Genomic DNA, 13416 nt, shown 5'->3' with positions numbered 1-13416 from the left:
CCCCCCGCCCCGGGCGGGGCCCCACCCGCCGCCCCCCCCCCCCCCCCCCCCCCCCCCCCCAGCCCCCCCCCCCCCCCCCGCCCCCCCCCCCCCCCCCCCCCCCCCCCCCCCCCCGGGGGGGCGCCCCCCACGCGGCGTTCCGGGGGCTCGAGCGGGACGGGGTCCCGTTGTCCGTGCTCGCCCACGGCGAACAAGTGAGTTACTTCGTGCTTCCGGTTGCTTACGGACAGTCATATCCCTAGTGTTCCCGGCACGCGGCAGGCGGCCGCGGGGGAACACGAGGGGGACCACGGTGCGGGCAACGGCCACGAGCACGTCGACCACGCGGCGGAACGGGGTGCCCGCCGCCGCAGGGACCCGCACGGGCAGCGCGGCACGTGCCGCAGCGGTGCGCGAGCTGCCCGTCAAGGAGAGCGAGGACGCCTGGACCCCCGCCGAGCTGGACGAGGTCCGCGGTGAGCTGGCGCTGGAGGTCGACCGCCTGACCCGCCAGCTGGACGACGCCACCAGCTCCTTCTCGGCCCTGGTGGCGTCCGGGGAGGGGGCCGGTGACGACCAGGTCGACCACGGCGCCGCGACCGCGGGCCGGGAGCACGAGATGACCATCGTGAACAACGCGCGCGAGCTGCTCGAGCAGACGCAGCGCGCCCTGGTGCGGCTGAGCTCGGGCGCCTACGGCGTGTGCGAGACGTGCTCCGGCCCCATCGGCAAGGCGCGGCTGCAGGCCTTCCCGCGCGTGACGCTCTGCGTGAGCTGCAAGGCGCGCGGCGAACGCCGCTGAGCCCGGCCCCGTCCGGGTGCGCTGGGCGCCCGGACGGGCTGCTCGGGGGCCAGGCGTCCCCGTCCGGCGTGGGAGACTCGTGCTGCCATGACCGATTCCCCGCCGTCGCCCGCGCGTCCGCGCCGCACCGCCCCGGCCCTCGCCCTGGCCCTCGTCGTGTACGCGCTGGACCAGGTCACCAAGGTCCTGGCCGTCGCCCACCTGGAGCCGGGGGTGCGCCAGCCGTTCATCGGGGAGCTCCTGCAGTTCCACCTGATCCGCAACCCGGGCGCGGCGTTCAGCTTCGCCACGGGCAGCACCTGGGTCTTCACCGTGCTGGCCAGCGCGGTCGTCGTCGTGGTCCTGTGGCTGGCTCGTCGCCTGCGCAGCACGGCGTGGGCGCTTGCCTTCGGGTTCCTGCTGGCCGGCGCGGCGGGCAACCTCACCGACCGCTTCCTGCGCCAGCCCGGTTTCGCGCGCGGGCACGTCGTCGACTTCCTCGAGCTGCCGCACTGGCCGATCTTCAACGTGGCCGACGCGAGCGTGTGCGCCGCCGCCGTCCTCATCGCCGTGCTCTCGCTGCGCGGCGTGGCCCTGGACGGGACGCGCGAGCAGGGCGCGGCTCGCGACGCCGGGGAGGGGTCCCGTGCCTGAGGTCCGCAGCCTGCCCGTGCCCGACGGCCTGGAGGGCGAGCGCGTCGACGCCGCGCTCTCGCGGCTGCTGGGCCTGTCGCGCACCCGCGCCGCCGAGATCGCCGCCGCCGGTGGCGTCCTCGTCGACGGCTCCCCGGTGGGCAAGTCCGACCGCGTGCGCGCCGGCGCCTGGCTGGAGGTGGAGGTGCCTGACCCGCCGTCGGCGCCCGCCGTTGTCGCCGAGGCCGTCGACGGGCTGACGGTCGTGCACGACGACGACGACCTCGTGGTGGTCGACAAGCCGGTGGGGGTGGCCGCGCACCCGAGCCCGGGCTGGACGGGTCCCACGGTCGTCGGCGGCCTGGCCGCCGCCGGTTACCGCATCGCCACGTCCGGTGCCGCGGAGCGCCAGGGCGTCGTGCACCGCCTGGACGTGGGCACCTCGGGCCTGATGGTGGTCGCCAAGAGCGAGCACGCCTACTCCGCGCTCAAGCGCGCCTTCAAGGAGCGCACGGTCGACAAGGTCTACCACGCGGTCGTGCAGGGGCACCCCGACCCGCTGCGGGGCACGATCGACGCCCCCATCGGCCGGCACCCGAGCGGCGCCTACAAGTTCGCCGTCACGTCCGAGGGCAAGCCGTCGGTGACCCACTACGAGGTGCTGGAGGCGTTCCGCGCCGCCGCCCTGGTGGAGGTGCACCTGGAGACCGGCCGCACCCACCAGATCCGGGTGCACTTCTCCGCGCTGCGCCACCCCTGCGTGGGCGATGCGACCTACGGCGCCGACCCGACCCTCGCGGCGCGCCTGGGGGTGTCCCGCCAGTGGCTGCACGCCGTCCGGCTGGGGTTCGAGCACCCCGGCACGGGTCGCGCCGTGGAGTACACCAGCAGCTACCCCGAGGACCTGGCGACCGCCCTCGCGCGCCTGGCCGGCTGACCGGCGCCCCCGCGCACCCGGCCCCTCGCCGCGGCGGCGAGGCTCCCCGCGCCTGTCCGCGGCGGCGCCTACCATCGAGGCCGCACCACCCAGCAGCATCCAGCAGCACCGTTCCAGGAGGCGTCCCGCCATGGCACCCGCGGACTCGTTCGCCCACCTGCACGTCCACACCGAGTACTCGATGCTCGACGGCGCGGCGAAGGTGGACGACCTCTTCCGCGAGGCCGCGGCCATGGGCATGCCCGCGGTCGCCACCACCGACCACGGCTTCGTCTTCGGCGCCTACGACTTCTGGAAGAGCGCCAAGAAGCACGGCGTGAAGCCGATCATCGGCGTGGAGGCGTACCTGACGCCCGGGACCGCCCGGCAGGACAAGACACGCGTGAAGTGGGGCGACCAGAGCTCGCGCCCGGGCGACGACGTCTCCGGCGCGGGTTCGTACACCCACATGACGATGCTGGCCGAGAACACCGCCGGCATGCACAACCTGTTCAAGATGAGCTCGCTGGCCAGCCTCGAGGGCTTCCTCTACAAGCCCCGCATGGACCGCGAACTGCTGAACACCTACGCGAAGGGCATCATCGCCACCACCGGCTGCCCGTCCGGCGAGGTGCAGACCCGCCTGCGGCTGGGGCAGTACGACGAGGCGCGCGCGGCCGCCGCGGAGTTCCGCGACATCTTCGGCGCGGGCAACTTCTTCTGCGAACTCATGGACCACGGCCTGGACATCGAGAAGCGGGTCCAGGACGACCTGCTCAAGCTGGCCAAGGACCTCGACCTGCCGCTGCTGGCGACCAACGACCTGCACTACACGCAGGCCTCCGACGCGCAGGCGCACGCGGCACTGCTGTGCGTGCAGTCCGGCTCGACGCTGGCGGACCCCAAGCGGTTCAAGTTCGACGCGGACGAGTTCTACCTCAAGAGCCCGGCGGAGATGCGCCACCTGTGGCGCGACCACCCGGAAGCGTGCGACAACACCCTGCTCATCGCCGAGCGCTGCGAGGTGGAGTTCACCGAGTCCACCGGCGCCTACATGCCGCGCTACCCCTGCCCGCCCGGGGAGAACGAGGAGAGCTGGTTCGTCAAGGAGGTCTGGAGCGGGCTGGCGAAGCGCTACCCGGACGGCATCCCCGACGAGGTCCGCAAGCAGGCGGAGTACGAGATCGAGGTCATCGTCTCCAAGGGGTACGCCGGCTACTTCCTCGTCGTCGCCGACTTCATCAACTGGTCCAAGGAGAACGGCATCCGGGTGGGCCCGGGGCGCGGTTCCGGTGCTGGGTCGATGGCCGCGTACGCCATGAAGATCACCGACCTCGACCCCCTGCGCCACGGGCTGTTCTTCGAGCGGTTCCTCAACCCCGAGCGCATGTCGATGCCCGACTTCGACGTCGACTTCGACGAGCGCCGGCGCGGTGAGGTGATCCAGTACGTCGTCGAGAAGTACGGCACCGACCGCGTCGCGCAGATCGTCACCTACGGAACCATCAAGGCGAAGCAGGCCGTCAAGGACGCCTCCCGCGTGCTCGGTTTCCCGTTCTCCATGGGCGACCGCATCACCAAGGCGATGCCGCCGGCCGTGATGGGCAAGGACATCCCCCTCTCGGGCATCTTCGACCCGAACCACAAGCGCTACTCCGAGGCGGGCGAGTTCCGCGAGCTGTACAAGACGGACCCGGAGGTCGTGCGGGTCGTCGACACCGCGCGCGGGCTGGAGGGCCTGAAGCGGCAGTGGGGCGTGCACGCCGCCGGCGTCATCATGTCGTCGGACCCGCTGATCGACCTCATCCCCATCATGAAGCGCGAGGCCGACGGCGCGATCATCACCCAGTTCGACTACCCGACGTGCGAGACGCTCGGGCTGGTCAAGATGGACTTCCTGGGCCTGCGCAACCTCACGATCCTCGACGACGCGCTGAAGAACGTCGAGCTGAACGGCAAGGACCCCGTCGACCTGGACTCCCTGGAGCTGGACGACCCGGCGACGTACGCCCTGCTCGGGCGCGGCGACACCCTGGGCGTGTTCCAGTTCGACGGCGGCCCGATGCGCTCGCTGCTGCGGCTGATGCGCCCGGACAACTTCGAGGACATCTCCGCCGTCGGTGCGCTGTACCGCCCGGGCCCGATGGGCGCCGGTTCGCACACCGCCTACGCGCTGCGCAAGAACGGTCAGCAGGAGATCACCCCGATCCACCCCGAGCTGGCGGAGGCCCTCGAGGAGGTCCTCTCCACGACGTACGGCCTGATCGTGTACCAGGAGCAGGTCATGTCGATCGCGCAGAAGGTCGCCGGGTACAGCCTCGGCAAGGCCGACCTGCTGCGCCGCGCGATGGGCAAGAAGAAGCGCGAGGTCCTGGACGCCGAGTACGTCGGCTTCGAGGCCGGCATGAAGGAGAACGGGTTCTCCGCCGCCGCGGTCAAGGCCCTGTGGGACGTCCTGGTGCCCTTCTCCGACTACGCGTTCAACAAGGCGCACTCGGCGGCCTACGGGCTGGTGTCCTACTGGACGGCGTACCTCAAGGCGAACTACCCGGCCGAGTACATGGCCGCGGTGCTCACCAGCGTGCGCGACGACAAGGACAAGTCGGCGCTGTACCTCAACGAGTGCCGGCGCATGGGAATCCAGGTGCTGCCGCCGGACGTCAACGAGTCCAGCGCGAACTTCACCCCGGTCGGCAAGGACATCCGCTTCGGCCTGACCGCGATCCGCAACGTCGGCGCCAACGTCGTCGACGCGATCGTCGCCGCCCGCGCGGAGAAGGGCCGCTACGAGTCCTTCACGGACTTCCTCACCAAGGTGCCGGCCGTGGTGTGCAACAAGCGCACCATCGAGTCGCTCATCAAGGCCGGTGCGTTCGACTCCCTGGGGCACCGCCGGCGGGCGCTGGTCGCCAAGCACGAGGACGCCGTCGACGCCGTCGTGGACGTCAAGCGCAACGAGGCCATCGGCCAGTTCGACCTGTTCGCCGGCCTGGGCGGTGACGACGGGCCGGCCGGTGGCGGGTTCACCGTGGAGATCCCGGACCTGCCGGAGTGGGAGAAGGCCGAACTGCTGGCGCACGAGCGGCAGATGCTCGGCCTGTACGTCTCCGACCACCCGCTGTTCGGCCTGGAGCACCTGCTGGCCAACGCCTCGGACTGCTCGATCGCCTCGCTGACGGCCGACGAGTCGCGGCCGGACGGCTCGCAGATCACGATCGCCGGCATGATCACGGGTCTCCAGCGCAAGACGACCAAGCAGGGCAACCAGTGGGCCATCGTCACGGTGGAGGACCTCGAGGGCGCCATCGAGTGCCTCTTCTTCCCCCAGGCCTACATGACCGTCGCCCCGCTGCTGGCCGAGGACCTCGTGGTCGTCGTCAAGGGGCGGCTGAACCGCCGCGACGAGGTGCCGACGATCTACGCCTCCGAGCTGCAGGTGCCGGACGTCAGCGTCACCGACGGCGTGCCCGTCACCGTCTCGCTGCCCACCACCCGGTGCACCCCGCCGGTCGTGGAGCGCCTGCGGGACGTGCTGACGACCCACCCGGGCACCACGGAGGTCCGCCTGCGCCTGACGAAGGCGGGCGGTGGGGGCACCCTCATGCGGCTGGACGACGCCCTGCGCGTGACCCCGAGCCCGGCGCTGTTCGGCGACCTCAAGGCGCTGCTCGGCCCGACGTGCCTGGTGTGAGGCGCGCCGCCGCACCGGGCGCGCCCCGGTCCGGTGACCTGCGCCTGCCGTTCGCGCTGCTGCTCGGCCAGGCCCTCACGGGTGCGCTGCTCGGCGTCGCCTGGTGGGCGCTGGCCCGCCGGCCCGCGGCCTGGCTGGTCGGGGAGCCGGTGGTCGTCTCCTCGGCGCAGCTCCCGATCGCCCGGGACGGTTCCTTCGCGGTCCTGACCGCGACCGCCGGCCTGGTGGCCGGGCTGGTCGTGCTGCGACGCGCAGGGGAGCGCCCCCTGCAGGTCCTGGGCGCCGCGCTGGCCGGGGCGCTGTCCGGCTCGCTCCTCACGGTCGCGACCGCCGGTGCGCTGCCGCCCTCGGACCCGGCCGCCGCGGCCCACGTCTCGCTGTACGCGTGGGCGGTGGTGCTGGTGCAGCCGCTGGTCCTCACCTGCGTCGTGGCGGTGGTGAGCCTGTCCTCGGCCCTGGTCGGCTGGACGCGCGCGACCGGCTGATGCGCGGCGCGGGCCGGCCGCGGCGCCCTCGACCCCGGGCCGCCCTCAACCCCGGGCGAGGGGTGCGTACCGCCCGCCCGTGGTCACCAGCAGGTCGCCCGGCGCCAGCTCGACCTGCAGCCCGCGCCGTCCGGCGCTCACGAACACCGTCGAGAACCGCTGGGCCGAGGTGTCCACGAACGTCGGCAGCGCGGTCCGCTGCCCCAGCGGGCTGATGCCCCCGACGACGTACCCGCTGGAGCGCTGGGCACGTGCCGGGTCGGCCATGGCGGCCTTCTTGTCCCCGGCGGCCGCGGCGACCGCCTTGAGGTCGAGCATCGCGGCGACGGGCACGACGGCGCAGACGAGCCGGCCGTCGACGTCCACGAGCAGCGTCTTGAACAGCCGCTCGGCGCTGACGTCCACCCCGGCCGCGCGCAGGGCCCGCACGGCCTCCTCGCCGTACGCGGTGGTCGCGGGGTCGTGCTCGTACGGGTGCGCGGTGTGGGCGACGCCGCGCTCGGCGAGCACCCGGAGCGCGGGCGTGCCGGCTTCGGCGCGTTGCTCCCGGCGCTTGGCCACGTTTCCTCCTGCGGGTCGGCGGGTCAGTTCGGGTTGGGCGGCTCGCCCGGCAGCTCGGAGGCCGGGACGGTGCCCAGAGCGGCGACCAGGGCGGTCTCCTGCTTGAGCAGCGCCAGTTCCTCGGTCAGCCGCGAGCGCGTGTCGGGGGCCTCCAGCAGCCGCTGGCGCGCGTCCAGCGGCAGCACGGCCGCGGCGGCCACGAGGTAGGAGAGGACCGACGGGTCCCCGGGGGCGCCGGCGCCGCCGATGCCCAGCTGGTCGCGGTACTGGGCGAACCGCTCCTCCACCGCCCGGGCCAGCGCCGCGACGTCGGCGGGCACCGGCACCTCCTCGTCCTCGTCGGCCTCGTCCTCGTCGTCGCCGTACGGCTCGACCAGGCCGGTCGGGTAGGGGGTGCCTGCCTCGGTGTCGATGCCCAGGAGGCGGAAGCGGGTCGCCCCGACGGTGACCAGCTCGTAGCGGCCGTCCTCCAGTTCGGTGACCTCCCGCAGGAGCGCGACGCAGCCGACGTCGTGCAGTGCGCGGGCGTTGCCCTCGCCGACCTCGTGGCCGGAGCGGATCGCGACCACCCCGAAGCCCTTGAGGCCCTCGCGCTCCTCGGCGACGAGGTCCTGCACCAGGCGTCGGTAGCGCGGCTCGAACACGTTCAGGGGCAGCACGAGGCCGGGGAACAGCACGCTGCCGAGGGGGAACAGGGGCAGGCGCTGGGGCACCGGCGCAGTCTAGGGCCGTCGCCCCGGGGGCGGTCGCGGCGGCACCGGCGTCCGTACACTCCCTGCTGTGACCCCTGCCGCTCAGCCCGCCTTCCCGGCGCCCGCCGCGGGCACCGTCCCCGCGCTGCGCCGCACCGACCTGCGCGGTCGCGTCCTCGACGCGGTGGCGCTGCGCTCGGTGCTGCCGCGCGCGGACGTCGACGTGGCCGCCGCGCTGGCCACGGTCGCCCCCCTCTGCGAGGACGTGCGCGCCCGCGGCACCGCGGCGCTGCTGGAGCTGACCGAGCGCTTCGACGGCGTGCGCCTGAGCGACGTGCGCGTGCCCCGCGAGGCGCTGCGCGACGCCCTGGGTCAGCTGGACCCGCGCGTTCGCGCCGCCCTGGAGGAGAGCGTGCGCCGCGCCCGCCTCGTGCACGCCGACCAGCGCCGCGCCGACACCACGACCCGGCTGGCCGAAGGCGGCACGGTCACCGAGCGCTGGGTCCCCGTGGGCCGGGTCGGGCTGTACGTGCCGGGCGGACGCGCGGTGTACCCCTCCAGCGTCGTCATGAACGTGGTGCCCGCGCAGGAGGCGGGGGTCGCCTCCATCGCGGTGACCAGCCCCGCGCAGCGGGAGCACGGCGGCCTGCCGCACCCGACGATCCTCGCCGCCTGCGAGCTGCTGGGCGTGGAGGAGGTGTACGCCGTCGGTGGCGCGCAGGCCGTGGCGATGTTCGCCTACGGGGCGCGCGACGCGGCCGGGGACGTCGTCGTGGCGCCGGTGGACGTGGTGACCGGCCCGGGCAACATCTACGTCGCCTCCGCCAAGCGGTACGTGCAGGGCGTCGTGGGCATCGACTCCGAGGCGGGTCCCACCGAGATCGCGGTCCTCGCCGACGACACCGCCGACCCGCAGCACGTCGCGGCCGACCTCGTCAGCCAGGCCGAGCACGACCCGTTGGCCGCCGCGGTGCTCGTCACGCCCTCGGAGGCGCTGGCCGACGCCGTCGAGGCGGCGCTCGCGGAGCGCGTGCCCGCCGCGAAGCACGCCGCGCGCATCGCCGAGGCACTGGGCGGCAGCCAGTCCGGCATCGTCCTCGTCGACGACGTCGACGCCGGGGTCGCGGTGGTGGACGCCTACGCCGCCGAGCACCTCGAGGTGCAGACGGCCGACGCGCGCGCCGTCGCCGCCCGGGTGCGCAACGCCGGCGCGGTGTTCGTGGGCGCCCACTCCCCGGTGTCGCTGGGCGACTACTGCGCCGGGTCCAACCACGTCCTGCCCACCGGCGGCACGGCCACGCACTCCGGCGGCCTGAGCGTGCAGACGTTCCTGCGCGGCGTGCACGTCGTGGACTACGACGAGGCTGCGCTCCGCGAGGTCGCCGGGCACGTGGTGGCCCTCGCCGAGTCCGAGGACCTGCCCGCGCACGGTGAGGCCGTCACGGCGAGGTTCGCGTGAGCGGGCGGCCGGACGAGGAGCCCGTCGAGGGTCCCGGGCGGGAACGACCGGGCGAGGAGGCCGGGGGCCTGGGCGAGGGCTTCGACTTCGACGCCGCGTTCCAGCGCGAGTTCGGCCCGAAGCCACCGGTGCGCTCGGTGCTCGTGGTGCCGGTCGCGGACGCCCGCAAGCTGGTGGAGCTGTGCACGCTCGCCGGGGTGCGCGCCCACGTGGTCCCCGTGCGCGGGCTCGGGTGCGTGCTGGTCACCCACGACCCGGCCACCGGTGAGGACGACGCGCAGAAGTTGTCGGCGGTGCTCCGCCAGGCGCAGCTGCTGCTGCTGACGGTGCGCGAGGAGGCCATCGAGGGGCAGAGCTGGATCGCCGGCGAGCGCGGCGAGGACCCCAAGCCGGGTCTGCTGCTGTCGGTGTGGCCGGACCAGGTGCAGCAGCTCGTGCTGGGGCGCCTCGACCCCGCCGAGGCGGCGGGGGCCGCGCAGGGCGGTGAGGGCGGCCGCGCCGGTGCGTTCTGGAGGCTGTTCCGCAGGGACGACGGCCGGGACCCGGGCCGGGACGGGGCGTAGCTCCCTCCCCGTCCCGTGGACGGCGAACCCGGGGTGCGCTCGCGGCGCGCACCCCGGGGTGTCCTCGGCCCGGAGTCCTCAGATGAGCAGCAGCCCGGCGTCCTCCGCGTCGATGACCGCCCGGGCGAGCTGCTGCGGTGACGGGTACTCGGTGAACGGCAGGGCGTGGGTGACGTAGCCGTTGCGCGGCCCGCCCCTGTGGACGTGGATCTCCTTCTTCCCGTTCACCCGGACCTGCACCTGGGAGTGCCCGTGCCCGGCGCGGGCGTGGCGGCTGACGTCCACCTGGCGACCGCGGTAGGTGAACCGCTCCTCGAGGGGATGCCCGGCGGCCTCGGCGTCCGAGAAGGGTTGGACGACGGTCCCTATCGCGGCGCTCGCGAACACCGCCCACGTGCCGGCGATGTAGTGCCTGCGACTGATCACGATGCCTCCTAGACGTACCGGTAACCGAGCGTCCTGATGTCCAGGACGCTGCCCACCTGGCGCGGTGCGCGCAGGTGCTGCATCTGGTCGCCCCGGTTGTGACCGATCGGCCCTCCGGAGACGGGCTGGTACTTGTAGGCGACGCCGTACCGGGCTTGCCAGGACCACCAGATACGGTCGACGTTGCAGTGGTGCAGCCAGAAGACGGGGTCGTTGGGTGACGTGCCGGCGAGCATGTCCCCGCCGATCCACAGGTGCACCTGGTTGTGCAGCCCTGATCCGCCGTGCCAGCCTTCCAGCCGGTTGCGGAAGCCGGTGGCGGTCGCATCCCACGGCGCTGCGTCGTAGACGCTGTAGTTGTCGACGGCGTCGGTGACCTGAGCCTCGTTCGGGAAGGTCGTGGTGCCTCCCGGGTCGCGTCCGAGTCGGCGGATGAGGCCGGGGGTGGATCGGGGAACGAAGGTGCCGGTGCTGCCCTGGTGCAGGATGGCGACCCACGAGGCGAAGGGGCCGTCCACCACGCGGTTGCCGGAGGTGCTGACGCCGTCGGAGCCGACGTAGTCGGCGCTCCAGAACCGCGACCGGCGAGGGGTGCCACCGTTCAGTGCGCTCTCCTGCTCCCACTTCCAGTACGGCAGGCCGGCGAGGGTCGGGTCCACCGTCAGCAGTGCGTTCTCCAGCTCCAGCAGCGAGGCGCGGTGCCAGGGCAGGAATGCCGGGCCCTGGTGCGCGACGTTGCGGGGAGAACCCGCGGGCGTCGCGGTGCTCATCGCGTTCATGTGCCGTCGGGTGAAGTCGTCGTAGGTGCCGTCGGCCTTGAGGACGTTCAAGGCCGAGGTGAACTTCTTCACCTCGTTCAGCGGCATGCTGAGGATGTTCTGCCGTACGGGCACCGGGCCTTCCTCTCGGGTCGTGGTGGTTTCCAGCCAGTGGTGTCGCGACGCCCTCTTAAGACCCGGCGTGCACCTTCCTCGCACCGGTCGCGTGTTCGGGTGAACGCTAGCGCCGGTTGCGACGGCGGGGAGAGGTTTTCGCCCCATCCACCGGGGGGAGTGCCGGTGCGGTGAGCCCGCGTGCTGCCCCGGACTAGCATCCTCACCGGTTCGCGGCTCCACCCGGGAGGCTGCGTGCACTGCGTGTACCACGAGAGGATGATCGTCGTGGAGTTCTCCGTTCGGCCCGCCCGCGTTGCGGACCACGCAGCGATCCGTCGACTGGCCAGGACCCTGGCCGAGTTCCACGGGCAGGACGGTGTCGGTGGATCGGCCCCGGTCCAGCCCGTCGTGCGGCAGATCCTCCGTGCCGCGGTGCTGGGGCTCGGGAGTGCGGTGCTGGTGGCCGAAGCAGACGGTCGCGTCGTTGGTTACACCAGCGCGCGGCTCGTACCGGGGCCGTTGTCCCTGATCATCGCGCGGTTCTCGCCGGGCGCGAAGAGCGCGTACGTCGACGCGGTCGTCGTCGAGGACGGGTGGCGCGGACTGGGCATCGGATCGGAGTTGCTCGAAGAGGTCTGCCGATGGGCCCGTGCTCGTGGTGCCGGCACGGTGGATCTGCAGGTCTTCGAGTTCAACAGTTCCGCGACGACCGTGTACGAGCGTTCCGGTTGGCGCACGAAGAAGCGGACCATGACGAGACCACTGGACTAGGTCAGCCTCTGGAGAAGGGCATCAGGCGCTGCAGGGCGCGTCGGCTCTCCGGGGTCGTCCTCCGTCGGACCTCGTTCTCGAGCGCCCTCCTGCCGTGAACGGCGTGCTGCTGCAGCACCCCGCGGACCCCGCGGGGGAACACGTGGACGGAGAACTGCTCCCGGACTCCCGTGGAGAACTCCTGCTTAAAGGGGTCGTCCTCCCCGAGGTGCTCGAGGACGTCGATCCCGGGTCGGGCGAACCCCTCGCCGATGAGCCGGTGCAGCAGCAGGACCCCCGGCCCGAACGCCTTGTGGGCGGGCGCGTAGGCGGTCTTTAGTCCGTAGGAGGTCCTGCCCTGCTCGAGGTTCAGCGAGAAGGCGATGGGTTCCCCGTCGAGGCGGAGGAAGTACAGGCGCAGGATGCCTTCGGAGGCGGCCCACGCGGCGACGGCTCGGTAGAACGCCGCTGCGGCGGGCCGTGACAGCACTGCGGTGCCCTCTTCGCCCTTCCAGCCCGCCGCCTCCAGTTCGAGGCCCCGCTGGAGGAGCTTCTCGACGTCGTGCGATCCGTCGTGGGTGGTCAGTTGCAGGGACCCCATCGCGGAGAGCCGGCGTTCGTTCCTGCGCAGGTCCCTGCGGCGCGAGGTCGTGAGGGTGGACTTCTCGAAATCCTCCCGGTTCCCCCGCACCGCCGTCCAGGGGGAGCGGCGCAGGGGGTCCACGGAGACGCGCAGGCCGTGGGTGCGGGCGGCGTCGTGCACGTGGTCCACCGCTCCACCCCCGGGCGCGAACCGGACCCGGAGCCCGAGCTGTTCGACGTGCGGGCCGATGAGGGATCGCGCGGCGTCGACGTCCACCGACACGGGGCCCATGACGGGTGTCTCGGCGTTGGTCGGCGAGCGCAGGGACCTCCCGTTGCGAACCACGGGCAGGAGCGCGGCCAGCTCGCCGTCGCGGTGGACGGTGAGCGCGTGCAGGAGTTGGCGCGGCTCGAAGGCGGACATCCACGCGCGGACCCAGCCCGGCCTGAGGAACGGCGGCGCTCCCGATCGAACCGCGAGCTCGTCCCACTGCGAGGTGAGCGCGTCGTCCACGACGGCCAGGTGCGCTGCGGACGCGGCTCTCCCGGGGGCGGGTTCGGTTCGCCGCCGCCGCAGTCGGGCTTCGGGCACTCGTGCGGTGTTCGGCTGTGCAGGGTTGGGTCGGTGCGTGCCGGCTCGAGGGGACAGTGCCGGCGATCCATCGTCCACTTGTCGGCCCCATCTGTCGGAGGGCTCACGGGTGCGGCAAGCCTGTCACCGACGCGGTGCTGGCCGCAACGACTTCTGCGGTCCCCGGGAGAGTTTCCCGGTGCCTCCGGGTTTCCGGTGGGTCCGGTTTCGCGGAACAACACTCTGAATACTGAGCGTAGTGACTTGGCTGCGTGGAGTCACTGCATGGTGCGTGTCGAGCGCCGTTCGCTGCTTCCCGGCCGGGGACGTGGTTTAGCCGCCCCCTTTCGGGGGGGGGGGGGGGGGGGGGCTACCCCGGGGGGGGGGGGGGCGGGGGGCCCCGCCATTTACGAGCCGCCCCGGCGGGGGGCCGCCCAACGTGGAACTTTTGC

General features: G+C 73.0%; 13 protein-coding genes. 8 read left to right on the top strand and 5 right to left on the bottom strand.

Features of this window, described 5'->3' with window-relative positions:
- Nucleotides 1–388 precede the first annotated feature (388 nt).
- The 5 genes from ACRYR8_RS19350 to ACRYR8_RS19330 all read left to right on the top strand — a co-directional run bounded on the left by ACRYR8_RS19350 (nt 389) and on the right by ACRYR8_RS19330 (nt 6485).
- Entirely contained in the window at nt 389–781 is a 393-nt protein-coding gene (locus tag ACRYR8_RS19350) for a TraR/DksA family transcriptional regulator (protein ID WP_432483348.1), read from the top strand.
- An 87-nt stretch (nt 782–868) separates the two neighbouring features.
- Entirely contained in the window at nt 869–1414 is a 546-nt protein-coding gene (gene lspA, locus ACRYR8_RS19345) for a signal peptidase II (protein ID WP_432483346.1), read from the top strand.
- The gene (locus ACRYR8_RS19340) at nt 1407–2330 is read left to right on the top strand and encodes an RluA family pseudouridine synthase (RefSeq protein ID WP_432483344.1); all 924 of its coding nucleotides are present in this window, start codon (nt 1407–1409) and stop codon (nt 2328–2330) included. The genes lspA and ACRYR8_RS19340 overlap by 8 nt, the downstream gene beginning before the upstream one ends.
- A gap of 130 nt (nt 2331–2460) precedes the next feature.
- The gene (gene dnaE / locus ACRYR8_RS19335; RefSeq protein ID WP_432483342.1) at nt 2461–6000 is read left to right on the top strand and encodes a DNA polymerase III subunit alpha; all 3540 of its coding nucleotides are present in this window, start codon (nt 2461–2463) and stop codon (nt 5998–6000) included.
- Nucleotides 5997–6485, top strand: coding sequence for a hypothetical protein (locus ACRYR8_RS19330; protein WP_432483340.1), 489 nt, complete (start codon nt 5997–5999; stop codon nt 6483–6485). The genes dnaE and ACRYR8_RS19330 overlap by 4 nt, the downstream gene beginning before the upstream one ends.
- A 45-nt stretch (nt 6486–6530) precedes the next feature.
- Here the strand turns inward: ACRYR8_RS19330 and ybaK are convergent, their stop codons facing one another.
- Together ybaK and ACRYR8_RS19320 are read right to left on the bottom strand one after the other, a co-directional pair.
- On the bottom strand, nt 6531–7046 hold the full coding sequence (gene ybaK, locus ACRYR8_RS19325; RefSeq protein ID WP_432483338.1) for a Cys-tRNA(Pro) deacylase: 516 nt from the start codon (nt 7044–7046) through the stop codon (nt 6531–6533).
- Nucleotides 7047–7069: 23 nt separating this feature from the next.
- Nucleotides 7070–7759, bottom strand: a complete 690-nt coding sequence (locus tag ACRYR8_RS19320; protein WP_432483336.1) for an LON peptidase substrate-binding domain-containing protein — start codon at nt 7757–7759, stop codon at nt 7070–7072.
- Between the two features lie 124 nt (nt 7760–7883).
- Here ACRYR8_RS19320 and hisD point away from each other — a divergent pair, with 124 nt between their 5' ends.
- Both hisD and ACRYR8_RS19310 read left to right on the top strand, forming a co-directional pair.
- Entirely contained in the window at nt 7884–9197 is a 1314-nt protein-coding gene (gene hisD / locus ACRYR8_RS19315; protein WP_432483364.1) for a histidinol dehydrogenase, read from the top strand.
- A complete protein-coding gene (locus ACRYR8_RS19310; RefSeq protein ID WP_432483334.1) occupies nt 9194–9760 on the top strand; it encodes a hypothetical protein in 567 nt (188 codons plus the stop codon). Before hisD ends, ACRYR8_RS19310 begins: the two co-directional genes overlap by 4 nt.
- A gap of 78 nt (nt 9761–9838) precedes the next feature.
- On the opposite strand, the gene ACRYR8_RS19305 is transcribed toward ACRYR8_RS19310, so the two are convergent.
- Both ACRYR8_RS19305 and ACRYR8_RS19300 read right to left on the bottom strand, forming a co-directional pair.
- Nucleotides 9839–10186, bottom strand: coding sequence for a hypothetical protein (locus ACRYR8_RS19305; RefSeq protein WP_432483332.1), 348 nt, complete (start codon nt 10184–10186; stop codon nt 9839–9841).
- A gap of 8 nt (nt 10187–10194) precedes the next feature.
- Entirely contained in the window at nt 10195–11079 is an 885-nt protein-coding gene (locus ACRYR8_RS19300) for a tyrosinase family protein (RefSeq protein ID WP_432483330.1), read from the bottom strand.
- A 258-nt stretch (nt 11080–11337) separates the two neighbouring features.
- Here ACRYR8_RS19300 and ACRYR8_RS19295 point away from each other — a divergent pair, with 258 nt between their 5' ends.
- On the top strand, nt 11338–11832 hold the full coding sequence (locus ACRYR8_RS19295; RefSeq protein WP_432483328.1) for a GNAT family N-acetyltransferase: 495 nt from the start codon (nt 11338–11340) through the stop codon (nt 11830–11832).
- Between the two features lies 1 nt (nt 11833).
- Here ACRYR8_RS19295 and ACRYR8_RS19290 read toward each other — a convergent pair whose 3' ends face one another.
- On the bottom strand, nt 11834–12907 hold the full coding sequence (locus tag ACRYR8_RS19290) for a GNAT family N-acetyltransferase (RefSeq protein ID WP_432483326.1): 1074 nt from the start codon (nt 12905–12907) through the stop codon (nt 11834–11836).
- Nucleotides 12908–13416: the final 509 nt, after the last annotated feature.

It is taken from the genome of Kineococcus esterisolvens, from assembly GCF_050871405.1.
Lineage (GTDB): Bacteria > Actinomycetota > Actinomycetes > Actinomycetales > Kineococcaceae > Kineococcus.
This window is presented reverse-complemented; position numbering and strand designations above follow the sequence as displayed.

Bases quoted from the DNA above. Each gene is read 5' to 3' on its own strand.
- ACRYR8_RS19295 (WP_432483328.1), top strand. From the start codon at position 11,338: ATGATCGTCGTGGAGTTCTCCGTTCGGCCCGCCCGCGTTGCGGACCAC.
- lspA (WP_432483346.1), top strand. From the start codon at position 869: ATGACCGATTCCCCGCCGTCGCCCGCGCGTCCGCGCCGCACCGCCCCG.
- dnaE (WP_432483342.1), top strand. From the start codon at position 2,461: ATGGCACCCGCGGACTCGTTCGCCCACCTGCACGTCCACACCGAGTAC.